We start from the raw sequence: 23,573 nt of genomic DNA, 5'->3' as shown, positions 1-23,573 counted from the left end.
CCCTGGCAAAACGCAAACTTCCTTTAGTCCAGTTTTTCCCCTTCCAGCACACCTGATGCTTCAAGCTGGTTCCGCAAATGCGAAAAGGCCGGGCCATGCCAGAATGCATCGGAACTGATCAATTGCTGTGCATCCTGCCTGGCTGTTTCAAGCGCCCGGAAATCATGGACCATATCGGCCACTTTAAACTCCGGCAGCCCGCTTTGTTTTTTTCCGAAAAAATCGCCGGGCCCGCGAAGCTCGAGGTCTTTTTCGCTCAAAACAAAGCCGTTGTCCGTTTCCGTCATAATTTTCATCCGCTCTTTGCCGATTTCCGTTTTCGGGTCAGCGAGCAAAATACAATACGATTGCGCATCGCCCCTGCCGACGCGGCCGCGCAACTGGTGAAGCTGGGCAAGGCCGAACCGTTCGGCATCATAAATGACCATAATGGTCGCATTCGGCACATTGACGCCGACTTCGACAACCGTTGTTGACACAAGCACCTGGATTTCGTTGCGGCTGAACGCTTTCATGACCGCTTCCTTTTCATCGCCCGGCAGCCTGCCATGCATCAGCCCGGCTATATACCGGCCATTAAAATATTGGTTTAAAATGGCATACACATCAATCGCGTTCTGGACGTCAAGCTTATCGGATTCCTCGATGAGCGGACAGATGACATACGCCTGTCTACCTTTTTTGAGCTCTTTTTCGATAAAGCTGAGCACCCTTTCGAACTGATTGTTCTTCACCCAGTACGTTTCAATCTTTTTGCGGCCGGCCGGCATCTGGTCAATAACAGAAACATCCATTTCGCCAAACACGGTGATGGCAAGCGTCCGCGGAATGGGCGTTGCCGTCATAAAAAGCACATCCGGATTCATCCCTTTTTCGCGGAGGATCCGTCTTTGCTCAACCCCGAACCGGTGCTGTTCATCCGTGATCACAAGGCCGAGCCGGGAAAATGCCACATCTTCCTGGATTAAAGCATGCGTGCCGATTAAAATATCGACGCCGCCTGTACCGAGCTGTTCCAAAAGCGCTTTTCTCCGTTTCCCTTTTACAGTGCTCGTCAGTAAAGCGACCCGGACGCCGTGCGGTTCGAGCAGCTGGCAAAGCGATTCGGCATGCTGCTCGGCAAGAATTTCCGTCGGTACCATCAACGCCCCCTGAAATCCCGCCGTCACCGCAGCGTATAGTGCTATCGCAGCGACGACCGTTTTCCCGGAGCCGACATCCCCCTGGAGCAGACGGTTCATACGGAACGGCGACTTCATGTCCGCGCAAATTTCGTTTACCACTCTTTTCTGGGCGTCCGTCAATGGAAACGGCAAGGAGCCGATAAAATTTCTTAATTTCCGCACATCATAGCGGATGGCCCGGCCGTTTGAATGTTCGCGCTCGAATTTCCTTAACGCCTGCATCTTCAGCTGAAAAGCCAAAAACTCTTCGTATACAATGGTCCTTCTTGCCATTTTCACTTCCTGTTCCGATTTTGGGAAGTGCATCGCATACATGGCCTGCTTTTTCGGCATTAATTTATATTTTGCAAGCATTTCTGCCGGCAGAACTTCTTCGATTTCGCCGCCAAACGCGCGAAAAGCAGACTCGATGTATTTTCGTAACGTTTTTACCGTCATTTTTCCTTTCACAGCATAGATCGGCCCGAATCCGGACGTTTGATCGGCCGTGCCTGTTTTTAAGGATTGGGCCGTAATCGTCTGCCGGTGCATGTCCCATTTTCCGGTAACCGTAATTTCATCATGAATATGGATTTTCTTTTTCAGATACGGCCGGTTAAAACAGACAACCGTAATGAGAAAATCGCCTGCGAACACTTTCATCGACAGGCGTGACCGTTTTTTTGAATAATAGATGAGGGAGGGTTCGCTATGCACCCTCCCCGTCACCGTCACCCGTTCATCATGCCGGACTTCACGCAAATCTTTGAGCCGGTCATCTTCATACCGGAAAGGGAAATAAGTAAGCAGGTCATAAATGGTGAAAATCCCCATCTGCCCGAGACTTGCTTCCGTTTCTTCGCCGATCCCTTTTAAGACGGTTACCGACTGATCAAGCGGGCTATTCATGCAGATCAAGCGGCATACCGAAAATTTTTGCTTCCAGTTTCCGGGCGGTCGGCGTATCCGCCAGGCCTCCACGCGCCGTTTCTTTGAGCGCAGTCGGCATCTGCTGCCCGACGCGGTACATCGCATCAATCACTTCATCGCAAGGGATCCGGCTTTTAATGCCGGCAAGCGCCATATCTGCCGCAACCATCGCATTGGCTGCTCCCATTGCATTCCGTTTCACGCATGGCACTTCCACAAGGCCGGCCACAGGATCGCACACCAGGCCGATCATATTTTTCAAAGTAATGGCCATTGCATGGGCGCATTGTTCCGGTGTGCCGCCCGCCATCTCGACAATGGCCGCGGCAGCCATCCCGGCAGCTGATCCGACTTCTGCCTGGCAGCCGCCTGCTGCGCCGGAAATAAACGCATTATTGGCCACCACAAATCCGAATGCGCCGGATGTAAATAAGAAACGGACCATTTCTTCACGCGTCGGGTGCAACTTGTTTTTGACCGCAAAGAGCGTTCCCGGCACAACGCCGGCAGAACCGGCCGTCGGCGTTGCGCAAATCGTTCCCATTGCCGCGTTCACTTCATTTGTCGCAACGGCTTTGCTGACGGCATCCAAAATGGTTGCGCCAGATAAGAAATTGCCTTTTTCAATATATTTTTGCAGCAGCACGGCATCGCCGCCCGTAAGCCCCGAGTGGGAGCGGACACCGGCAATTCCTTTTTCAACTGCTTTTTCCATAACAGCCAGATTTTCATCCATCTTTTTTATGATGGCTTCCCTGGATTTTCCGGTTACTTCCATTTCCTGCTCTATCATAATTTCCGAAATTTTTTTATTTTTCTGTTCGGCCAGTTCTACAAGCTCAGCAACATTCCGAAACATCATTACCCTCCTTCAATATCCATGCTGCTTCTCCTGGCACAGGCAAGGATGCACGCACATTTCAAAAGACAGCCAAAAGAAAGCGCCGCCTGCTTAGCAGCTGCGCCTTTTTCTCACATCTAATCTACAACTCTTGCAACCTGGGTAATGTTCGGGAGCCGCTTGATTTCTTCAATGACGGCATCATCGAGATTCTGGTCCACTTCGATGGCCATCAATGCCATCTTTCCGGCTTCTTTGCGCGACACTTCCATATGGCCGATATTGATTTCATGTGCCGATAAAATATTGGATACGGCCGCAATCGCCCCGTAGCGATCCTGGTGGACGACGAGCACGGCCGGATGGTGGCCGGATAAGTGTAGCTCAAAGCCGTTCAGTTCTGTTACTTCAATTTTTCCGCCGCCGATTGAGATACCGGTCAGTTCCATATCTCCCGATGCGTCGCCCATCCGGATCTTTACCGTGTTCGGGTGGTCCGGGACGGCACTTTCCACGAGAAACTTCACCGTAAGCCCGAACTGTTCCGCAATCTGAAGAGAAGATTTGATCCGTTCATCATCCGTGTCAAAATCGAGCAGGCCGCCGACAATGGCAACGTCTGTACCGTGCCCTTTATAGGTGGTCGCGAACGATCCGTAAAAATGGATGTCTGCCCATTTTGGCTGCCTGCCGAATAAGCTTCTCGCCACCCGGCCGATGCGCGCGGCACCTGCCGTATGGGAGCTTGAGGGCCCGATCATAACCGGGCCGATAATATCAAAAACACTTTTATATTTCATTGCGCATCACACCCACATTATTGTGCTTTTTCCGTAATTTCAATTGCCGGCGGGCGCGCGCCGTTTTTCAGGCCGCACCCGCCGTTGTGCTGATTTTAAAGCTTGCCGGGCAAAACCGGATGTTGGTTTGGCCGGTTCGCCAGGCATCCTAAGCCTTTTTACAACAATGGAGCAAAAGATGGGTGAAAGCTTTGCACTTTTAAAAGCGCTGCAACAGATGAAAACAAACGGCAGCAAATGGTGCACTTTTTCGTATTCAGCAAGCTCTCTTTATAGTATGCAGGCAAGCACCCCTATTCCACTGCAAAAATAAAGGAATATAACGGCTGCCTGCCTTCATGGACTTCAATTTCCATCTCCGGCCAGTTGGTTTCGATATAGGAAACGAGTTCGCCAACCTGCTCCTTGCTGACATCTTTTCCGTATATGACGGTGGCAATTTCATCTTCTGCGCCGATCATGTGCGAAAGCAGCTGCCCGGATGCTTCCAACAGGGCAGGGCTCGTTTTGACGATTTTCCCTTCATAAATGCCCATATAATCCCCTTTTTTGATGGAGATGCCGTCAATATTCGTATCCCTGACCGCATTGGTGACCTGGCCGGATTTCACGCGGCCGAGCGCTTCTTCCATTGCTTGGACGTTTTTGTCAAGCGGCTGCCCGGGGTTAAATGCGAGCAGCGCCGCCATTCCCTGCGGCACGGTTTTAGACGGGACAATGGCTACTTTTTCTTCCGCCAGTTCAGCTGCCTGCTCGCTTGCCATGATGATATTTTTATTGTTCGGCAAAATGATGATTTGTTTTGCGTTCGCCTCTTCAATGGCTTTCAATATGTCCTCGGTGCTCGGGTTCATCGTCTGGCCGCCTTCAATGACAACATCGGCGCCGATGCTTTTAAACAGCGCAGCGATTCCGTCCCCCATGGCAACCGTAATCACACCGTAGTCTTTCTTTTCTTTTTTCTCCCGTTCCGCTCCGTTTTCGCCAACAAGCGCATGATGCGTTTCGCCGACGATCGCGCTGTGCTGCTCACGCATATTGTCCACTTTTAATTTAATGAGGCTGCCGTATTGCTGTCCATAGTTCAAAACATCCCCCGGGCGCTCAGTGTGGACATGGACTTTAACGATATCATCATCCGAAATGACAAGGAGGGAATCCCCGAAGCGGCTCATATCACTGCGGAACCGCTCCTCTGAGAATGCCTTGGCGGACGGTTTCGAGCGGTCGAGCCTGACCATGATTTCCGTGCAGTACCCATATTTGATATCCTCCGTACGCATAAAGTCCTGCACATGCTTATGGTGTTCGGCGTTTACGAGCTCGTCCATTGACGGGATGACGGACGGTGTATCCGGCAGCTCTTCCCCTTTTAACTCGGCAAGAAAACCTTCATAAATAAAAACAAGCCCCTGGCCGCCGCTGTCGACCACGCCGACTTCTTTTAACACCGGCAACATGTCCGGCGTCCGGCTCAGCGTCGTTTTCGCTTCCCCGAGGATCGCTTCCATGACTACCGTCAGATCTTTTTCGGTTTTCGCCGTTTGCACACCTTTTTTGGCCGCTTCCCTTGCAACCGTGAGAATCGTTCCTTCAACCGGCTTCATGATTGCCTTAAAAGCGCTCTCGACCCCGGCCTGAAAAGCCGCTGCAAACTCTTTTGCGGAGATATGCGCTTTTGTTTCAATCGATTTGGAGAAGCCGCGGAACAGCTGGGACAGAATCACGCCCGAATTTCCCCGCGCGCCCATCAGCAGCCCTTTTGCAAAGCTTGCGGCAACCGCACCGATATGCGCCTGGACATTTTTTTGCACTTCCTTTGCACCGGAAGTCATCGTTAAATTCATATTTGTTCCCGTATCGCCATCAGGGACAGGGAATACATTCAGGGCGTCAACCGTCTTGGCGTTTGCCGCAAGATGGTTCGCCCCTTGTATGACCATTTCTGCAAAACGCTTTCCATCCAGTGATGTAACCACAAAATTTCCTCCTCGTTACGGGTTCGCGACACGCACGCCCTGAACGTAAATATTAATGGCGTCAACTGATAAGCCGACTGTTTGATTCAGCGTATATTTTACTTTTTGCTGGACGTTGCGGGCGATTTCGGAAATTTTTGTCCCGTAGCCCACAATAATATACATGTCAATTTCCACTCTTTCATCCTGTTGACGCACAATGACGCCCCTCGAGAAGTTTTCTTTGCGCAGGATTTCTGTAATGCCGTCTTTAATTTGATTTTTCGAGGCCATTCCGACAATGCCGAAGCAGTCAATGGCGGCACCTCCCGCAATTGTGGCGACGACTTCATTCGATATATCAATTTGTCCGTAATGCGTATTTATTTCAATCGGCATAAATCGCTCCCCCTTATCTTCACTGTTTCCAAACCGGATTTTACCTGCTACCGCCATTGTACTATAAGACAGGGTACATGGAAAGCAGAGCAGGCCTGCATTGTTATAGTTTACCACAAAACAGGGTGCCCTGCATGTATGCACTCTGGCAGGACTTGCATTGTGCCTTCCAATATGATAAATTATTATAGTGAATTTTTAACGAAAAATGAAGAGATGAAAGCATAAATATGTTCTATTTCTGCTTCGCAACAGGAGGAGGGAATACAATGCCGAAAAAATGTGCAATTACAGGACGTAAAACGGTATCCGGCAATAAACGTTCTCACGCCATGAACGCAAACAAACGCACCTGGAAAGCGAACTTGCAAAAAGTGCGCATTCTGGTGGACGGCAAACCGCAACGCGTCTGGGTTTCCGCCCGCGCTTTGAAATCCGGAAAAGTCGAACGTGTATAATGCAAAAACAGGAAACCGGGTATCCGGTTTCCTGTTTTTTTGTAATTTGCGGCAAAAAAAACCGGCGCGCCGCCGATTTTCCCGCTGTATAAAATGAACTGCCCCTTCTAACCGCCATGCGTCGATTTTATCTCTTACCCTTTTTTAAAAGTCCCCAGCATGGCCCTTACAATACCGCCCAAAAATTTAGGCAGTTTAATCGTATAAAATTTCATGTATGTCCCTCCCCATTCAAATACAATCCGGGTCTCCCGCACATTATATTCATGCGTAAGCGAAAAGGATACAGCCTGCTTGTTCATGAAATATCATTAATCATGGCTTCTTACCATCATTAATATGCCGCTTGAAAAAGAAAAAGTACCAAAATCCCGGATTAGTTCATTGCTGACACAAAGGGTGGTGCCCCTTACAATATGCCGATTTTCAAGCGGATACTTAAATCCGGTTAATGAGATCCCTTCTACTTCTTCCGTCAACGGGAGAAAGGAAACATACGGATACGCCTCGATTTTTTCAATCGTATAAGTTCCGGGCAAAAACATTTCCACGCGGTTCTGCCTGTCGATCATCTCTATTTTCCCTTTAAATTGCAAAACTTTTTCATGCACAAGTAAAAGGACATTGGTAAAAGCATGGTCGAGCCGCCCGCCGGTAGCGCCGAAAATGCGGATCACTTCCGGGTTCCGGCTGATGGCCCACATCAAGGCCAGCTCCATATCGGTCTCATCTTTTTCGGGCTGGAATTTCCGGATATGCTGAAGTTTCCGGTTGATCCAGCCCCATTCTTCCTGATTGACGGAATCAAAGTCGCCAAAGGCCATTTCCGGGATGATCCCTTGTTTAAGCAAATGCAGCACGCCCCTGTCCACACCTGCCCATGCCGCCCGTTTGTCCTCCGCATATGGCGCAAGATCCGGCACATTTTCGGGCGGGCCGCCTGCTAAAATATAGATTTTCTTTTCCATGCCTCATTCCCCTTTTATACGATGGATTTAAGACAATCTTTGTCCGCTCCCCGCAGGCTTTTCATGCGGAAAAAGCCGGATGAACCCCGGCTGTTGTTTTACTGCCCGTATTTTAATGCCCGGATCGCTTGTTTCCGGTTCTTGCTTTTAAAAATATTGGAGCCCGCAACCAGCACCGTTGCACCGGCCTGTTTGCATTTTTGCGCTGTTTCCGGATCGATGCCGCCGTCAACTTCAATGTCAAATGCAAGCCCCTGTTCTTCTTTTAAACGGTACAGTTTCTCAATTTTCGGGACAACGGATTCAATAAAAGCCTGTCCGCCAAACCCGGGATTGACCGTCATCAGCAATACAAGGCTGACATCCCCCAGGATTGGCGCAATCCATTCGATGGGTGTTGCGGGATTTAAGACAACGCCCGGATTTACCCCAAGAGACCGGATTTCCTGGATCGTCCGGTGGAGATGCCTGCACGCTTCCACATGGACAGAAATCGTGTCTGCCCCTGCTTTCGCAAAAGCTTCCAAATACTGGTCCGGATTTTCAATCATCAAATGGACGTCGAGCGGAAGCTTTGTGACCGGCCGCACCGCCCCGACAACAAGCGGCCCCATCGTAATGTTCGGCACAAAATGGCCGTCCATCACATCAATATGGATCCAGTCCGCTCCGCCTTCCTCCACATCTTTAATTTCCTCTCCCAATTTCGCAAAATTTGCAGACAAAATAGAGGGTGCGATTTTTACCATCGTCAATACCTCGGCTTTCTGTTTTTAATTTCCTGAAGAAACTTGATGTAATGGCTGTACCGGAATGAAGCGATCTCCCCTTCGGCCAAAGCAGCTTTTACCGCACAATGCGGCTCGTTTTCATGCAGGCAGCCGCGGAACTTGCAGCCGGCCGATTTTTCACTGATTTCAGGAAAATAGTCCCCGAGCTCGGACAATTCCACACCAGTGAAGTCCAGTGAGCTGAAACCCGGCGTATCCGCCACGAGCCCGCCTCCGACCGGCAGCAGTTCAACATGGCGGGTGGTGTGCTTCCCCCTGCCCAGATGCGTGGAGATTTCATTTGTTTTTAAATCCAAAGCAGGGTCCAGACGGTTGAGAATGGACGTTTTCCCCACTCCAGACTGACCGCAAAAGACGGTGATGTTTCCTTTCAATGCCGAAAGCAAAGCATCTATCCCTTCGCCTGTTTTCGCCGATGAGAAAATAACCGGGTAACCGATTTGCCGGTATACTTCAAGCGTACCGTGCAGCCTTTCTCTTTCCTCCGCGCCCAGGAGATCGCATTTTGTGATCAGAATAAGCGGGCGGATCAGGTTCTTTTCAATTGGGACTAAAAAACGGTCCAAAAGCAGCGTATGAAAGTCCGGTTCTTTTGCGGAAAAAACCAAAACAGCCTGATCCACATTGGCAATCGGCGGGCGCACGAGTTCATTCTTTCTTTCGCCGATGTCCAAAATATAACCTTCCCGGCCGTTTTCTTTTTGGAATTCGACATGGTCCCCGACGAGCGGGGTGATTTTCTTTTTCCGGAAGACGCCTCTGCCCCTGCATTGGTAAATTTCGCCGTCTTCACGATTTTTCACATAGTAAAATCCGCTTAAAGCCTTGATGATTTTTCCTTCTGCCATACATCCACCTCCATCTCTCCGGCACTTTCAAATCGGGGAGGCGCCGGGGTAAGGCCCGGCGCTTTCTCAGTTTGGATACGGAACGGTCTCTTCGGCGATGACTTTGCCGTCCCTCATGATTTTATATGTTGCCTCTTTCCCGTACTCAATGGTAAACTCCAGCTGCTTTTTCACCGTTTTCGTAATCTCAAACGTTTGAACAGGTGCGGACATCGAATGGTTCATGTCTTCAATATAAATTTGCACTTCCTGTTTCGGGTCTTCTTGTGCAGTTGCATCTGTTTTGCTGCCGGCATCATTTCCGCTTGATTGCCCGTTGCTGTCACCGGGCTGGCTGTTTCCGTCCGAACCGGAACTTTCGCTGTGGTTTTCATTTGTGCTCCCGGCGGAATCCGTATCCGGCTCATACGGGATCGTTACTTCTTTTGTAACCGTCTTTGGCGGCATTTCTTTCTGTCCTTTGCTGATGGTCACTTTTACTACCGAGCCCTTCTTCAGCTCGGTTCCCGGCTGCGGGGATTGCGAAATGACATGGTCCTTTTTCACGGTATCCGAATAATCTTTTCCGGCATATTCAATGGAAAAACCGGATGTTTTTTCATATGCGTCCAACTGTTTTTTTGAAAACCCGGTTAAATCCCCAATTGCATAAGTTTCCGGGCCTTTGCTCACAGTAAAGGTAAGCACCGTGCTTTCCGGCACCACTTTTTTATTGGGCGCGGGATCCTGCGACAAAATGGTCCCTTGTGCACTGTCATCGTACACTTCTTCTTTATCGATGTCTTTAAAATGTTCCCCGCTCAATAAATTCACGACGTCGTCAAACTGCCTGCCGGTATAATCGGACAGGGCAAATGTTTCTTTTCCCGTGCTAATGTAAAGGGAAACTTTTGTCCCCTCTTTGATTTTTTCCCCGGCTTCGGGATCCGTTTTGATGACCTGCCCCTTTGGTACCGTTTCGCTTGTTGTTTTAATCTTCTCCCCGGTTTTCAGGCCGTGCGCCGTAAGCACGGCGGCGGCAGCATCAGCCGTTTTGCCTGATACTGCCGGGACGCTGACGGTTTTCGGGCCGAGCAGGGACGGCAGCAGCAAGGCGGCAAGGCCGGCAAGCACGAGCAGAAAGGCGAGAGCGCCGGCAACGAACGGCCATTTTTTTCGCCATTTTTTCTCTTTTTTGTCCCGCTTTGTGTCCGGTTTCTTTTCTTTTTCATTTTCTCCGGCCGGATTTGCGATAATGGTTTCTTCATTCCGGTCGGGGCCGGCAGCCACTTCGGAAATCACCGGCATAATTTTCGTCTGATCTTCGTCTTCCGGAATCACAAATTTCGGTTCATTGAGCCTTTCCGGCAGGAGTGCGGTCCGGATATCCTCCCCCATTTCTTCGGTGCTGTTATAACGGTAAAACGGATCTTTCGCCGTTGCTTTTAAAACAATATTTTCAACACTTTGGGGAATATCGGGATTCCACCTTTTCGGCGACGGCGTCTCGCTTTGCAAATGTTTTAAAGCAATGGAAACGGCAGATTCCCCCGAAAAAGGAAGCCTTCCCGTTAAAAGCTCGAACATCACGATGCCGAGTGCGTATATATCCGATTTATATGTGGCAACACCGCCCCTTGCCTGCTCGGGGGAAAGATAATGGACCGAACCGAGCACGGCATTTGTCCGGGTGATCGAAGTAGCGGATAGAGCCATGGCAATCCCGAAGTCCGTAATTTTCACAACACCGTCATGGCTGATTAAAATATTTTGAGGCTTAATGTCACGGTGGATAATATGGTTGTCATGGGCATGTGCGATCGCCGCCGCAAGCTGCCCCATAATGTCCAGCGTTTTCTCAACGGAAACCGGGCCGTTTTGCTGTATGTATTGTTTTAGCGTCATGCCCTCGACATTTTCCATGACGATATAATTTAAATCATCCTCTTCGCCGATATCATAAATACTGACAATATTCGGATGGACCAGGCTCGTTGCCGATTGGGCCTCCCTGTGAAAACGCTGGATAAACTCCGGCTCATCTGCAAAATCCGGGCGCAGCACCTTGACGGCCACATCACGGTCCAAAATCATATCGCGGGCCAGATAGACGTTTGCCGTGCCGCCGCCGCCGATCAGGCTTTTGACTTTGTAGCGGCCGCTGATCCGTCTTCCGATTAGCATGAATGGCACCCGCCTTTATTGCGGCCGGACGCCAGAAGCACAATCGTAATATTGTCTTCCCCGCCGTTTTCATTGGCATAATCCACAAGCATTTCCGCTTTCTTCCCGAGCGGCAGATCTTTTTCAAGCACTTCTTTCATCACTTCCGTCGGCACTTTATTCGACAGGCCGTCTGAACAAAGCAGCAAAGTATCATTTTCTTCAAATACAATCGTTTTTAAGTCGGGCGAGATCGAATCTTCCGTCCCAAGCGCCTTCAGAATCACATTTTTATGCGGGTGATTTTCGGCATCTTCTTTTGAAATCTGGCCGGTTTTGACGAGTTCATTGACCAGCGAATGATCTTCCGTCAGCTGTTGGAAGCCGTTTTCATTAAAAATATAGCCGCGGCTGTCTCCGATATTGGCGATGGAAATAAAGCGCTCGGTGCAGACCGCTGCAACCAGTGTGGTGCCCATTCCTTCGCATTCAGGGTGATGGGCGGCATGATCAAATAAACGGGCATTCACCTCGCGGATCGTCTCAGAAAGCCACGCCTCTGCGGATTCCGCATCGGCAACCGGGCCGAATTTTTCAAACGCTTCTTTAAAACATTGCACCGTCATGCCGCTCGCAATGTCACCCGCACGATGGCCGCCCATGCCATCTGCAACAATCGCAAGGAGATCGCCGCCGGCATTTTCAAAGACTCCCCCATTGTCTTCGTTATGCTGCCTTACTCTGCCCTTATCCGTTTTATAGACAGATTCCATTATACCCCCACCTTCATACTCTTTGACGTGTTTATCATCGGGCAAGCCTATGCTTTACCGGCCTTTTTGCGGATACTAGCGATGAAAAAACCGTCCCCGCCGAAGTCCTGCGGAAAAATCTGCATCCGGTATCCGTCAACTAAAGATTCCATTGCTTCAGGGACGTGCAGCGGATACGGTTCAAATTCCGGATGTTCCTGCAAAAATGTTTCAATCGTCCCTTCATTTTCTTCCCGGTCGACGGTGCAGGTGCTGAAAACTAAGATGCCGTCCGGTTTTAACAGTCCCGACACGCCCGATAAAATTGAAAGCTGGACCTGCTTTAGCGCATGGATATCGTCAACGGTTTTCGCATATTTGATATCCGGTTTCCGCCGCAGAACCCCAAAACCTGTGCACGGCGCATCGACAAGAATGCGGTCAAAAGTGTTTTTTTCAAAATGGGCGCCTGCATCCCGACTGTCCATCGCAACCGCTTCGACCTGTCCGGTACCGAGCCTCTCTGCGTTTTCCCGGACCAGTTTGGCCTTATGGGGATGGAGATCGAGCGCGATTACTTCCCCCGTTCCTTCCAACTTTTCCGCAATATGGGTGGTTTTGCCGCCCGGTGCCGCACAAGCGTCCAAAATCCGCTGGCCTTCCTGGATGCAAAGCGCATAGGCAACCGCCATCGAACTTTCATCCTGGATGGTGAAGAGCCCTTCTTTAAAGCATGCCGAACGGGCAAGATTACCTTTTCGCGACCGGACAGCTTCCGGAATAACCGGGCTCCGCTCAACGGTAAACCCTTCCCGTACCAGTTTTTCGATGACTTCTTCCACGGATGCCCGGTTCAGGTTCACCCTTGCTGTCTGTAACGGCGGAATCAGGTTTGCTTCACACATTTCTTTCGTTGTTTTATAGCCGTAAGCTTCCGCCCATCTTGCCACAAGCCAGTGCGGATGGCTCGTTGCCACCGATAATCTTTCAAGCGGGTCTTCTATTTCCTCTAAACTTCTGAGCCCCCCGCGCTGGATGGCGCGCAAAACGCCGTTGACCATTCCGGAAATCCCGCGGTGGCCGCGTTTTTTGGCGATTTCCACCGCTTCAAAAATAATCGCGCGGTCAGGGATTTTATCTAAGTATACCATTTGATATATAGACAAGCGCAACAAAATCCGCACCCAATTTTCAATTTTTTTGCGCAAAAACGGGGCGAGAAAATAGTCCAGTGTCTGCTTTCTCTGCAACGTGCCATAAGTGATTTCCGTAAGCAACGCCCGGTCAGGGCCGTGGAACCGGTATTTTTCAATATAGCGGTCAAGCAGCAAATTGCTGTACGACTCGTTTTTCTCCACTGCCTCCAAAAGTTCAAGCGCTGCTTCGCGAACATTTTTCCGGTCTTTACTCATCTTCATCTCCAAATTTCATCCCGGGTGCAAGGCCGCCCGCTGAACCGTTTAAAAATTCCGCAACCGCCATCCGTTTCTTCCCGGCAGGCTGCAGTTCCGTAATTTTAATGCCAGTTGTGCTGCCCGTTGCGACCACGATCCCGTCTTTTTTTATCGTGACGATGGTGCCCGGTTCCGCATGAACGGAAAGCGGCACTTTTTCGCTCTTCCATATTTTAAACGTTTTTCCGCCATGTACGGTATAGGCACCCGGCCACGGGCACAGGCCCCTGATTTGGTTGTAAATGGATTCCCCCGGTTTTTTCCAATCGATTTTTTCCTGGCTGCGCGTAATATTATGGGCAAACGTCGCCTTCTGTTCATCCTGCGGCACCGGCACAATTTCTTTTGCCAGGATTTTCGGAAGCGTTTCGGATAAAAGCATAGCACCCGCTTTGCTCAGCTTGTCATGGAGGGTGCCGGCATCATCGGTTTCTTCAATTTCGACTTCCCGCTGGCTGAAGATGTCGCCGGCATCGAGTTTTTCCGCCATATACATAATGGTTACGCCGGTCTTTTTCTTCCCTTGTAAAATGGCTGTATGGATCGGCGCCCCGCCGCGCAGTTCCGGAAGCAGTGACGCATGGACATTAATGCAGCCGAACGGGGGCGCATCAAGCAATGCTTTCGGCAAAATCTGCCCGTACGCGCATGTAACCACAACATCCGGCTTGAGTGCCAAAATGCGGGCGAGGCTTTCCGGCTGGCGCAATTTTTCCGGCTGAAAAACCGGAATGCCGTGCTTTTCCGCCTCCCGTTTTACAGGCGGGGGCGTTAAGATCTGTTTTCTGCCAACCGGCCTGTCCGGCTGTGTCACAACCCCAATGACCTCGTACCCGTCGCGGATCAGCGTCTGTAAAACCGGCACGGCAAATTCCGGCGTCCCTATAAACACCACTTTCGTCATTCGGTATCATCCTCCTCAAAAACCAAGTCTTCCTCATCCACATAATCGATGATTTTGGACGTAAACAAAACGCCGTGCAGATGGTCGATTTCATGCTGCAAAGCGCGGGCAAGGAAATCTTCCGCTTCAATCGTGAACGCCTTTCCGTTTGCGTCCTGTGCTTTTACTTTCACATAACGGGCGCGTTGAACCGTGCCGTAAACGCCGGGAAAGCTCAGGCAGCCTTCGACATCGGTCTGTTCCCCGCGCCTTGTTACGATTTTTGGATTGATGAGGTCAATCCGGCCTGCCCCATCGCCGGTATCGACAACGGCGATTTGCTGGCTGATGCCGACTTGCGGAGCGGCAAGTCCGACCCCGTCCGCTTCAAGCATCGTTTCATACATTTCATCCAGTACCGCTTTTAAAGACGGGCCGAATGCCGTGACCCGTTTGCATTTTTCCTCCAAAACAGCGGCAGGATATTTTACAATCTCCATCATTTCGAATCACTCGTTCCTGTTACATCATCATATTAGGATTGACATCGACCGCGATGCTTAATCCTTCCGAGGCAATCTGGTGCTGGAAATGTTCCAGCAAAACAGATAATGTTTCATTGAGCCGCGGTTCCCGTTTGTATTTTATCAGACATTGGTAACGATATCTATTTTTCACACGGGGGACCGGGCATGCCGAAGGGCCTAAAATCACACTTCCGCCCGACACCCGATTCCGCATAAAGCCTGCGATTTTTTCGGATGCGGACATGGCTTCCATCACATTTTCATGGCTGACCGTAATCAGGGTGAGATAGTAAAAAGGAGGGTAGGCGCCCACTTTCCGCATTCTCATTTCCTGGCGGTAAAAGCGTTCATAGTCCTGCTCCCCTGCAAATTGGATGCTGTAATGTTCGGGGGTATATGTCTGGACAACAACCTCGCCTTCCAGCTGGTGCCGCCCCGCGCGCCCGCTTACTTGTGTTAAAAGCTGAAACGTTTTTTCGGACGCCCTGAAATCGGGCAAATGGAGCATCGTGTCCGCATTCAGCACGCCGACAAGCGTAATATTCGGAAAATCGAGCCCTTTTGCAATCATCTGCGTGCCGAGCAAAATATCGGCCTCCCCGTTTGCAAAGCTTTGAAGCATCCGTTCATGCGCCCCTTTCCGGCCGGTTGTATCGACATCCATCCGGATCACGCGCGCTTCAGGCAGCAGCCGCCCGAGCTCCTCTTCCACTTTCTGCGTCCCTGTCCCGAAATAGCGGATATGGGAACTCCCGCATTCCGGGCATGTTGCGGGCACAAACGTCTCGTAACCGCAGTAATGGCATTTCATTTCGTTTGTGGAGCGGTGATAGGTAAGCGAAATATCGCAGTTCGGGCATTGCTGCACATACCCGCAGTCCCGGCACATGACAAAGGAGGAATATCCCCTTTTATTTAGCAGCAGCACGGTTTGCTGTTTTTTCTCCAGGCGGTCTTTCAGTTTTTCAAAAAGCTCTCTTGAGAACATGGAACGGTTGCCTGCGCGCAATTCTTCGCGCATGTCGACAATCGAAACTTCGGGAAGCGGGTGGTTGTTCATCCGTTTTTCCATTTTCAGCAACGTATAGACCCCTTTTTGCGCGCGGGCAAATGATTCAAGCGACGGGGTGGCGCTGCCGAGGATAACCGGGCAATGGTGGTTTTTGCTCCGGAAAAGGGCGACGTCCCTCGCGTGGTAGCGCGGGTTGTCTTCCTGCTTGTAGCTATTTTCATGCTCTTCATCAATAATAATGATGCCAAGATTTTCAAACGGGGCAAAAATCGCCGACCGCGCCCCGACCACCACTTTCGCTTCTTTGCGAGTAATTTTCCGCCATTCATCGTATTTTTCACCGACCGATAAGCCACTGTGCAAAACCGCCACATCTTTGCCGAAACGGCTTTTAAAACGGTTCACCATTTGCGGCGTTAGAGAAATTTCCGGGACAAGGACAATCGCCTCTTTCCCCTGGTTCAGCACTTCCTGTATCGACTGGAGATAAATTTCCGTTTTTCCGCTGCCGGTTACGCCAAAAAGCAAAAACGTTTCGTTTCTGTTTTCGCGGACCGCGGAAAGGACCGGGCCGATTGCCTGTTTCTGTTCCGCAGTCAAAGCATGCGGCACGCTCTTTTGAAATTGGCGGCCGGCATACGGGTCGCGGTACGATTCTTCCTGTGTTTCTGCCAGCCATCCTTTTTCAAGCAATGTTTTGATAACCGCCCGCGATACGCCGGCTGTTTCCGCCAGTTCGGGAGAAGGCATCTTTGCATCCGGATTTTCCAGGAAAAATTGCAGCACCTGCTTTTGTTTCGGGGCATTTTTCGGCACTTTTTCCATCCGTTTTTCGAGCTCGCCTTTGGAACTCGGGCAGAAAATGAGCCGGACCGTTTTCTTGTTGGCTTTGCTTTTGACTTCATATACGACTTCCACCGATCCGTTTTTCGCTTCTTTTTGCAGAAACGGCAGAAAGCCCTTTTGCTGCGCTTCTTTCCAGCCGATTTCGCCGCTATCCCCGAACACTTCGTCAAGAAAAGGGTTGGCGCCCCCGTCCTGCCTTTTGATGCGTTTTTCGTATTTTGCCTTCATCGCGGCCGGCAGCATCGCCTGGTAAGCAGAGATTTTCAGGCAAAGCGTTTCCTTCGCAAGCCAGTCCCCGAGCGCAAGCAGCTCCGCATTCAAAACCGGGGCCAAATCCTGCGGCGCAATGATTTCACGCAAGTTCTTCACTTCCGAACGGTCTTTTATGCCCGCAACAAATCCCTGGATCGTGCGCGGGCCGAACGGGACAATGACGCGCATTCCCGGTTGGATGGCCGTTCCCCATTTTTCTGGGATCCGGTAATCAAAATATTTATCCGTCTGCATTGCCGGTATATCGACAATCACACTTGCAATCTTCATTTCTTTTCGTCCTTTTCGATCTCGCGGCAGATTTCGCGCAAAATTTCCCTTGCCGCCTCATGCTTGGAAAGCAGCGGGAGTTCCCGTTTCGAGCCGTCGCGTTTAAAAATGGTCACGATATTCGTATCGCCGGCAAATCCGGCGCCTTCCCGGCTCACATCATTGGCGACAATCATATCCGCACGCTTCCGTTCCATTTTGCCGCGCGCATAGTTTTCGAGATGATCAGTTTCCGCGGCAAAGCCGACGAGAAAAGGCTTGTCCAGCCTTTCGCCAAGTTCTTTTAAAATATCTTTTGTCCGTTTCAGTTCTAGCGTCAGGTTGCCCGGCTGCTTTTTCATTTTTTTATCGAAGACACGGACCGGCGTGTAGTCTGCCACGGCCGCGCTTTTAATGATGATATCCGCTTCCTTGTAGCGGCCCATGACCGCATGATACATCTCCTCTGCGCTCTCCACTTTGATGATTTCCGTTCCGGCGGGCGGTGCCAGCGTGTCCACGCTTGTGACAAGCAAAACGTTTGCCCCCATATTGGCCGCTTCTTCGGCAAGCGCAAATCCCATTTTTCCGGACGAACGGTTTGAAAGAAAGCGGACGGGATCAATTTTTTCAATCGTCGGGCCGGCTGTCACTAAAACCGTTTTCCCGGACAGCGGTTTCGGCCCGCCGCTGAAAAAATCTTTCAAAAGCGCCACGATGTTCTCCGGTTCTTCCAATCTTCCTTTTCCGGTATAGCCGCATGCGAGATGCCCGTCCGCAGGCTCGATCAGCCGGTAGCCGAAGCCTTTGAGCGTTTCCAGGTTCCGCCGGACAGCCGGGTGGCCGTACATATGGACATTCATTGCCGGCGCCACCCATACCGGCGCAGTCGTGGCGAGGATCGTAGTCGAGACCATATCATCCGCTATTCCGTTCGCCAATTTTCCAATCATATTCGCGGTGGCCGGCGCAATGAGGACAAGATCCGCCCAGTCTGCAAGATCAATATGGGCGATTTTCTCCGGGTGTTTCTCATCAAATGTATCGGTGTACACTTCATTCCGGGAAAGCGCCTGAAACGTTAACGGCGCCACAAACTTGCAGGCGGATTCCGTCATGATGACTTTCACATGTGCGCCGGACTGCGCCAGCTTGCTTGTGAGCGCAGCCGCTTTAAAAACGGCAATCCCTCCGGTTACGCACAATAATATATTTTTCCCAAGCATCCGTATGCCCCCTGTAAAGTCTCAGTCAATATCCTTACGACCATTCTAACAAAAAAGCAAATATAAGAAAAAGGGCTGACGCCATATCCGCCAGTCCCTGCTCTGTGATTTTCCGTATAACCGTACCAAGATAACTTAAGAAGCCGTTCCATCGTGTTTGATCCGGAGGACGCCGGCATAAATTTCTTCAAGCGCCTTGCCGACATTTTTATCGGAAACATATTTTTCAAGCACTTCGTTATGCTGGTCCTGCAGCTGGCGGGCACGTTTTGCCGCGATCGTGACAAGGGAATATTTCGAATCGATAATTTTCAACAGTTCATCAATGGAAGGATAAAGCATCTTATTCAACCTCCAGAATTTTTTTATACAGCTTCGCAACGCGTGCCGTCCGGCAATGTTCCGCGACGACAATGGCTTTGATTTTTTCGCAGGCGTTTTCTATTGTATCATTTTCCACAACGTAATCATATAAATTCATCATTTCAATTTCTTTGCGGGCTTTTTCCATCCGGTCGCGGATCCTTTCGGCAGATTCCGTCCCGCGCTGCGTGATCCTCGATTCCAGTTCGGACAAACTCGGCGGCGCAAGAAAAATAAATAAGCCGTCCGGAAATTTTTCGCGGACCTGCCGCGCGCCCTGCACTTCTATTTCGAGAAAAACATCTTTTCCCGCTTCCAATGTTTCCTTCACATAATCGACCGGCGTCCCGTAATAATTGCCGACATATTCCGCGTACTCCAGCAGTTTTCCCTGCCTGATCAGTTCTTCAAATTCTTCGCGTTCTTTGAAAAAATAATCCACCCCGTCGATTTCGCCTTCCCGCGGTTTTCTCGTCGTCATCGAGATGGAATATTCAAATTTCGTATCCGGCTGCGAAAAAATGGCTTTCCGTACGGTCCCTTTCCCGACACCGGACGGACCGGATAACACAATGAGTAATCCTTTTTTCTTCAACGCTATACCTCCTCGCCATCTGTTTCCCCGTCCGTGACACGGTGCGCCACTGTTTCCGGCTGAACTGCGGAGAGAATCACATGGCCGCTGTCCATCATTATCACTGCCCGGGTTTTTCTGCCGTAAGTCGCATCAATTAAAGTGCCGCGCTCGCGTGCATCCTGGATGAGCCGCTTAATCGGCGCTGATTCCGGGCTTACAATGGAAATGATGCGGTTTGCCGAAATGATATTTCCAAAGCCGATATTAATGAGTTTCACCACCTGCATCCTCTCCCGCTCGCATACAATTGACTTTGCGCGAATCATTCTATATTCTGCACTTGCTCGCGCATCTTCTCAAGGACCGTTTTGAGCTCAACAACGGCTGTTGAAATACCGGAAGCATTTGCTTTCGATCCAATCGTGTTCACTTCCCTGTTCATCTCCTGGATCATGAAATCCAGTTTTCTGCCGATTGGCTCATCAAGCGCCAACGTTTCGCCAAATTGAATCAAGTGGCTTTCAAGCCTTGTCACTTCTTCATGAATATCGGATTTGTCGGCAAACAGCGCCGCTTCCTGGACGAGCCTCGCTTCATCCAGCCGGCCGCCTGATAGCTCCTGCATCCGCTTTTCAAGTTTGAATCGGTATGTAGAAACGAGCGACTGCGCTTCTGTTTTGATATGATCCACCTGCTTTGAAATCGTTTGGAGGTGTTTTTCCAAATCAGTTTTGAGCAGGGAACCTTCTTTTTCGCGCATAAGCCGCAACTGCCCGGCCGCCTCTTTGCAGGCTTCCAGGACAAGGGTGAGGATTTCTTCATTATCTTCCTCTATTTCTTCTATTGTAACTAAATCTTCGCGGTTTAATAACTCGCGAATGCCAAAACCTGATTCAATTCCGTATTGCTCACGGATCCGGCTTAAAAACCGGTGGTATTCGTCCAGCAAATCCCAGTCGACCCGCAGCCGGCGTTTGACAAGCCCTTCACCGGCAATGGTGACAAACACGTCAATACGGCCGCGCTGCACATAGTTCCCGATGATTTTTTTCAACTCTTCTTCCACTTTGACAAGCTGCTTCGGCATCCTGATCTGATATTCGCAAAAGCGATGGTTGACAGACTTGATCTCCACCGTCACACTGAACTGCCGCGTCTCCCGGCGGCCTCTGCCATAGCCCGTCATGCTTAAGACCATCTTCTCACGCCCAATCTCTTCTTACATCTACCATCACGCCGGTTTTAACCTTCACGACTTTCATCGCGCCTGTCCCCGGCCCGGTGATAATAGCTTTTACGGAGATTATACCGCGCCCCGCCCATTTAGGAAAGGAAATCTTAACCGGAGCGCCTGGGGAAATTTCGCCAAAAGAAAAAGTAATAGAGGATCCCCTATTACTTTTAAGATTATAGCATAATTCAAGGTTTTTTTCTTAAATAATATGTCCCCGCAAGCAAAAATGTCGGAATTGCACTCATGCAGAGGACGAGCAGCCAGTCTTTCGGCAATATCGGTAGCGTATGGAAAACCGGCTGGAGGGCCGGAACATAAATCACGGCAAGCATAAGCAAAACCGATGACAAAACAGCAAGCACAAGATAGACATTTCCAAACGGGTTGCGCGCGAGCACCGAGCGTTCGCTGCGGCAGTCAAACACATGGATCAGCTGGGCAAGGACAAGTGTTGCAAATGCAATCGTTTGTGCATAAGCAAGCCGGTCGGGGTGCTGGTAATATACGGTTACAAAAGCGGCAAGTGTCGCGGACCCGATCAGAAAACCGCGCGAAATCACTTTCCAGCCGAGCCCGCGCGCAAACACCCCTTCACGCGGATGGCGCGGATTCCGCTTCATCACATCTTCTTCCGGCTGGTCGAGGCCGAGCGCCATCGCCGGCAGCCCATCCGTCACGAGATTGACCCAAAGAATTTGGATGGGAACGACCGGAAGCGGCAGGGACAAAAGCATTGCAAACAGCATCACAAGGATTTCACCGACATTGGAGGCGAGCAGATAACGGATAAATTTCCGGATATTTTCATAAATATTGCGGCCTTCCTGGATCGCCGCTTTAATCGTCGCGAAATTATCATCGAGCAAAATGAGCGAGGAGGCTTCTTTTGCGACATCGGTTCCGGTAATGCCCATCGAGATGCCGATATCGGCTGTTTTAATGGCCGGTGCGTCATTGATGCCGTCCCCTGTCATGGCAACGACTGCCCCGCGGTTTTGGAAAGCTTTAACGATTTTCAGTTTATGGTCCGGCGATACGCGCGCAAACACGGAAACTTCGTCAATCACGTCTTCCAGCTCATCCACCGTCAGTTCGTTCAGCATCGTGCCGTCCACCACTTTTTCACGGCTTGTGCGCAAAATCCCGAGCTGCCTCGCAATTGCTTTTGCGGTCACAGCATGGTCGCCTGTAATCATCACCGTCCGGATGCCCGCTTCCTTACATTCTTTAATGGCCTGTCTGACTTCTGGCCGCGGCGGATCGATCATCCCCTGGACGCCGATAAATATCAAATTTGTCTCCGCCTCTTGTTCACTTTTTGCCGTTTCTCCTGCTGCAAGCGGCTTGAACGCGATGGCGATCGTCCGGAGTGCCTGGGCAGCCAAAGATTCGACCGCTTTCTCTACTTTCCTTCGTGTTTCCAGATCAAACGATTGTTCCCTTCCGTTCCAGAGCACCGACCGGCTTACCCCGAGCAGCACATCCGGCGCGCCTTTTGTGATCACAAACCGTTTGCCGTGTTTGTCACGGATTACCATGCTCATCATTTTCCGCGTTGAATCAAACGGAAATTCCTGTTCAATTGTAAAATCTTTCAGCAGTAATTCCCTCGTTAAACCGGCCTTCAGGGCGGAAACGAGGAGCGCGCCTTCCGTCGGGTCACCGTCTATCACATATTCTTTGTTTTTCACTTTCAATTCGGCATGGTTGCATAATAGCCCGAACGTCAAAAGCTGGTAGACGCTTTTTTCCTTTAAAGGGTGGATTTCCGTTCCATTGTCCGTAAAAATCCCTTTCGGCTCATAGCCCGTCCCGGACACTTTCCACGTCTTTCCGCCGCTCCATAAATGGGTGACTGTCATTTTGTTTTGCGTCATGGTGCCGGTTTTATCCGAGCAGATGACTGACGCACAGCCGAGCGTTTCCACCGCCGGCAGTTTCCGGACGATCGCGTTTTTCCGGATCATGCGCTGGACGCCGAGCGATAACGCAATTGTCACAATCGCCGGCAGGCCTTCCGGAATCGCCGCAACCGCGAGCGAAACTCCCGCCAGAAACATGGAATACAAGTCATGCCCGTGCCAGACGCCGACAAGGACGACAAGGAGGGTTAAAAGCAGCGCCACCACGATTAAAATTTTTCCCAGCTGCTCGAGCCTTCTTTGCAAAGGGGTCGCCATCGATTCGGCGTTTTGAATCATATCGGCAATTTCCCCCATTGCCGTCTGCATCCCGATCGCGGTGACGATGCCGATGCCGTTGCCGCGCGTTACCATCGTCCCCATAAACGCCATATTATGCAAATCGCCGAGGCCCGCATTTTCCACAGGAATCGGTTCCGTTGATTTCGGGGAAGGGATGGATTCTCCCGTCAGCGCCGACTCTTCAATTTCAAGATTATTAGCCTTTACAATCCGGACATCGGCGCCAACCCGGTCCCCGCTTTCAAATTTTAAAATATCGCCAAGCGCCACTTCTTTCGAAGGGATTTTTACCCATCGCCCGTTTCTTTGCACATTGACTTGCGGTGCGGAAAGTTCTTTTAATGCTTCAAGCGATTTCTCGGCCCGCCGCTCCTGAAAAAAGCCGAGAAACCCGTTAATCAATACAATGGCGATGATCGCGACCGCGTCGACATATTCGCCTAAAAATCCGGAAATCACGGTTGCGGCAAGCAGGACGAGCGTCATAAAATCTTTAAACTGGCTGAGAAAGAGCATAAGGGCAGATTCTTTTTCCGCCTCTTCCAGTTCATTAAAGCCGTACTGCCTGACTCTTTTTTCCGCTTCTTTTTCGGTGAGCCCTTTTTCCAGATCAGTTCCGAATTCCTGTTCTACTTCTTTTTCACTCATTTCGTGAAACATCATGAAAATACACTC

At 50.5% G+C, this 23,573-nt stretch carries 22 protein-coding genes; 1 reads left to right on the top strand and 21 read right to left on the bottom strand.

Annotated features, from left to right (window positions below):
- Positions 1 to 23: 23 nt before the first annotated feature.
- The 5 genes from recG to NSU00_RS05900 all read right to left on the bottom strand — a co-directional run bounded on the left by recG (position 24) and on the right by NSU00_RS05900 (position 6,091).
- A complete protein-coding gene (recG, locus tag NSU00_RS05920) occupies positions 24 to 2,072 on the bottom strand; it encodes an ATP-dependent DNA helicase RecG (protein WP_161655066.1) in 2,049 nt (682 codons plus the stop codon).
- The gene (gene sdaAA / locus NSU00_RS05915) at positions 2,065 to 2,952 is read right to left on the bottom strand and encodes an L-serine ammonia-lyase, iron-sulfur-dependent, subunit alpha (RefSeq protein ID WP_133535935.1); all 888 of its coding nucleotides are present in this window, start codon (positions 2,950 to 2,952) and stop codon (positions 2,065 to 2,067) included. The genes recG and sdaAA overlap by 8 nt, the downstream gene beginning before the upstream one ends.
- 119 nt (positions 2,953 to 3,071) lie before the next feature.
- On the bottom strand, positions 3,072 to 3,734 hold the full coding sequence (gene sdaAB / locus NSU00_RS05910; protein ID WP_340702534.1) for an L-serine ammonia-lyase, iron-sulfur-dependent subunit beta: 663 nt from the start codon (positions 3,732 to 3,734) through the stop codon (positions 3,072 to 3,074).
- A gap of 293 nt (positions 3,735 to 4,027) precedes the next feature.
- Positions 4,028 to 5,713 (bottom strand): DAK2 domain-containing protein, encoded by a 1,686-nt coding sequence (locus NSU00_RS05905; RefSeq protein WP_118497927.1) that lies wholly within the window; start codon positions 5,711 to 5,713, stop codon positions 4,028 to 4,030.
- Between the two features lie 15 nt (positions 5,714 to 5,728).
- Positions 5,729 to 6,091, bottom strand: coding sequence for an Asp23/Gls24 family envelope stress response protein (locus tag NSU00_RS05900; RefSeq protein ID WP_013859046.1), 363 nt, complete (start codon positions 6,089 to 6,091; stop codon positions 5,729 to 5,731).
- A 269-nt stretch (positions 6,092 to 6,360) separates the two neighbouring features.
- Between NSU00_RS05900 and rpmB the strand changes: the two genes are divergently transcribed.
- A complete protein-coding gene (gene rpmB, locus NSU00_RS05895; protein ID WP_013859045.1) occupies positions 6,361 to 6,549 on the top strand; it encodes a 50S ribosomal protein L28 in 189 nt (62 codons plus the stop codon).
- 134 nt (positions 6,550 to 6,683) lie between these two features.
- On the opposite strand, the gene spoVM is transcribed toward rpmB, so the two are convergent.
- The 16 genes from spoVM to NSU00_RS05815 all read right to left on the bottom strand — a co-directional run bounded on the left by spoVM (position 6,684) and on the right by NSU00_RS05815 (position 23,561).
- Complete coding sequence (spoVM, locus tag NSU00_RS05890; protein ID WP_017551496.1) at positions 6,684 to 6,764, bottom strand: stage V sporulation protein SpoVM; 81 nt, start codon at positions 6,762 to 6,764, stop codon at positions 6,684 to 6,686.
- A gap of 96 nt (positions 6,765 to 6,860) precedes the next feature.
- Positions 6,861 to 7,517 carry a thiamine diphosphokinase gene (locus NSU00_RS05885; protein WP_340703540.1) on the bottom strand — a complete coding sequence of 219 codons (657 nt, stop codon included), beginning with the start codon at positions 7,515 to 7,517 and terminating at the stop codon, positions 6,861 to 6,863.
- Between the two features lie 98 nt (positions 7,518 to 7,615).
- Entirely contained in the window at positions 7,616 to 8,266 is a 651-nt protein-coding gene (gene rpe / locus NSU00_RS05880) for a ribulose-phosphate 3-epimerase (RefSeq protein ID WP_327076312.1), read from the bottom strand.
- Between the two features lie 2 nt (positions 8,267 to 8,268).
- The gene (rsgA, locus tag NSU00_RS05875) at positions 8,269 to 9,156 is read right to left on the bottom strand and encodes a ribosome small subunit-dependent GTPase A (RefSeq protein ID WP_133535928.1); all 888 of its coding nucleotides are present in this window, start codon (positions 9,154 to 9,156) and stop codon (positions 8,269 to 8,271) included.
- A 66-nt stretch (positions 9,157 to 9,222) separates the two neighbouring features.
- Entirely contained in the window at positions 9,223 to 11,319 is a 2,097-nt protein-coding gene (gene pknB, locus NSU00_RS05870) for a Stk1 family PASTA domain-containing Ser/Thr kinase (RefSeq protein WP_340703539.1), read from the bottom strand.
- Positions 11,313 to 12,071 carry a Stp1/IreP family PP2C-type Ser/Thr phosphatase gene (locus NSU00_RS05865; RefSeq protein ID WP_041818939.1) on the bottom strand — a complete coding sequence of 253 codons (759 nt, stop codon included), beginning with the start codon at positions 12,069 to 12,071 and terminating at the stop codon, positions 11,313 to 11,315. Before NSU00_RS05865 ends, pknB begins: the two co-directional genes overlap by 7 nt.
- 47 nt (positions 12,072 to 12,118) lie before the next feature.
- Positions 12,119 to 13,462, bottom strand: coding sequence for a 16S rRNA (cytosine(967)-C(5))-methyltransferase RsmB (gene rsmB, locus NSU00_RS05860; protein ID WP_118499383.1), 1,344 nt, complete (start codon positions 13,460 to 13,462; stop codon positions 12,119 to 12,121).
- Entirely contained in the window at positions 13,455 to 14,408 is a 954-nt protein-coding gene (gene fmt / locus NSU00_RS05855; protein WP_237349175.1) for a methionyl-tRNA formyltransferase, read from the bottom strand. The genes rsmB and fmt overlap by 8 nt, the downstream gene beginning before the upstream one ends.
- Complete coding sequence (gene def, locus NSU00_RS05850) at positions 14,405 to 14,890, bottom strand: peptide deformylase (RefSeq protein WP_061566975.1); 486 nt, start codon at positions 14,888 to 14,890, stop codon at positions 14,405 to 14,407. The genes fmt and def overlap by 4 nt, the downstream gene beginning before the upstream one ends.
- A gap of 19 nt (positions 14,891 to 14,909) precedes the next feature.
- The gene (gene priA / locus NSU00_RS05845) at positions 14,910 to 17,315 is read right to left on the bottom strand and encodes a primosomal protein N' (RefSeq protein WP_061566976.1); all 2,406 of its coding nucleotides are present in this window, start codon (positions 17,313 to 17,315) and stop codon (positions 14,910 to 14,912) included.
- The gene (gene coaBC / locus NSU00_RS05840) at positions 17,312 to 18,520 is read right to left on the bottom strand and encodes a bifunctional phosphopantothenoylcysteine decarboxylase/phosphopantothenate--cysteine ligase CoaBC (RefSeq protein WP_340702530.1); all 1,209 of its coding nucleotides are present in this window, start codon (positions 18,518 to 18,520) and stop codon (positions 17,312 to 17,314) included. Before coaBC ends, priA begins: the two co-directional genes overlap by 4 nt.
- 135 nt (positions 18,521 to 18,655) lie before the next feature.
- Positions 18,656 to 18,862 (bottom strand): DNA-directed RNA polymerase subunit omega, encoded by a 207-nt coding sequence (gene rpoZ / locus NSU00_RS05835; protein ID WP_013859033.1) that lies wholly within the window; start codon positions 18,860 to 18,862, stop codon positions 18,656 to 18,658.
- A gap of 1 nt (position 18,863) precedes the next feature.
- Positions 18,864 to 19,478 (bottom strand): guanylate kinase, encoded by a 615-nt coding sequence (gmk, locus tag NSU00_RS05830; RefSeq protein WP_013859032.1) that lies wholly within the window; start codon positions 19,476 to 19,478, stop codon positions 18,864 to 18,866.
- A 2-nt stretch (positions 19,479 to 19,480) separates the two neighbouring features.
- Complete coding sequence (gene remA / locus NSU00_RS05825; protein ID WP_041818937.1) at positions 19,481 to 19,786, bottom strand: extracellular matrix/biofilm regulator RemA; 306 nt, start codon at positions 19,784 to 19,786, stop codon at positions 19,481 to 19,483.
- The gene (locus tag NSU00_RS05820; RefSeq protein WP_061566977.1) at positions 19,783 to 20,658 is read right to left on the bottom strand and encodes a YicC/YloC family endoribonuclease; all 876 of its coding nucleotides are present in this window, start codon (positions 20,656 to 20,658) and stop codon (positions 19,783 to 19,785) included. The genes remA and NSU00_RS05820 overlap by 4 nt, the downstream gene beginning before the upstream one ends.
- A 221-nt stretch (positions 20,659 to 20,879) precedes the next feature.
- A complete protein-coding gene (locus tag NSU00_RS05815; protein WP_340702529.1) occupies positions 20,880 to 23,561 on the bottom strand; it encodes a cation-translocating P-type ATPase in 2,682 nt (893 codons plus the stop codon).
- Positions 23,562 to 23,573: the final 12 nt, after the last annotated feature.

The organism is Weizmannia sp. FSL W8-0401 (assembly GCF_038009125.1).
In the GTDB taxonomy this organism is placed as follows: domain Bacteria; phylum Bacillota; class Bacilli; order Bacillales; family Bacillaceae_C; genus Weizmannia; species Weizmannia coagulans.
This window is presented reverse-complemented; position numbering and strand designations above follow the sequence as displayed.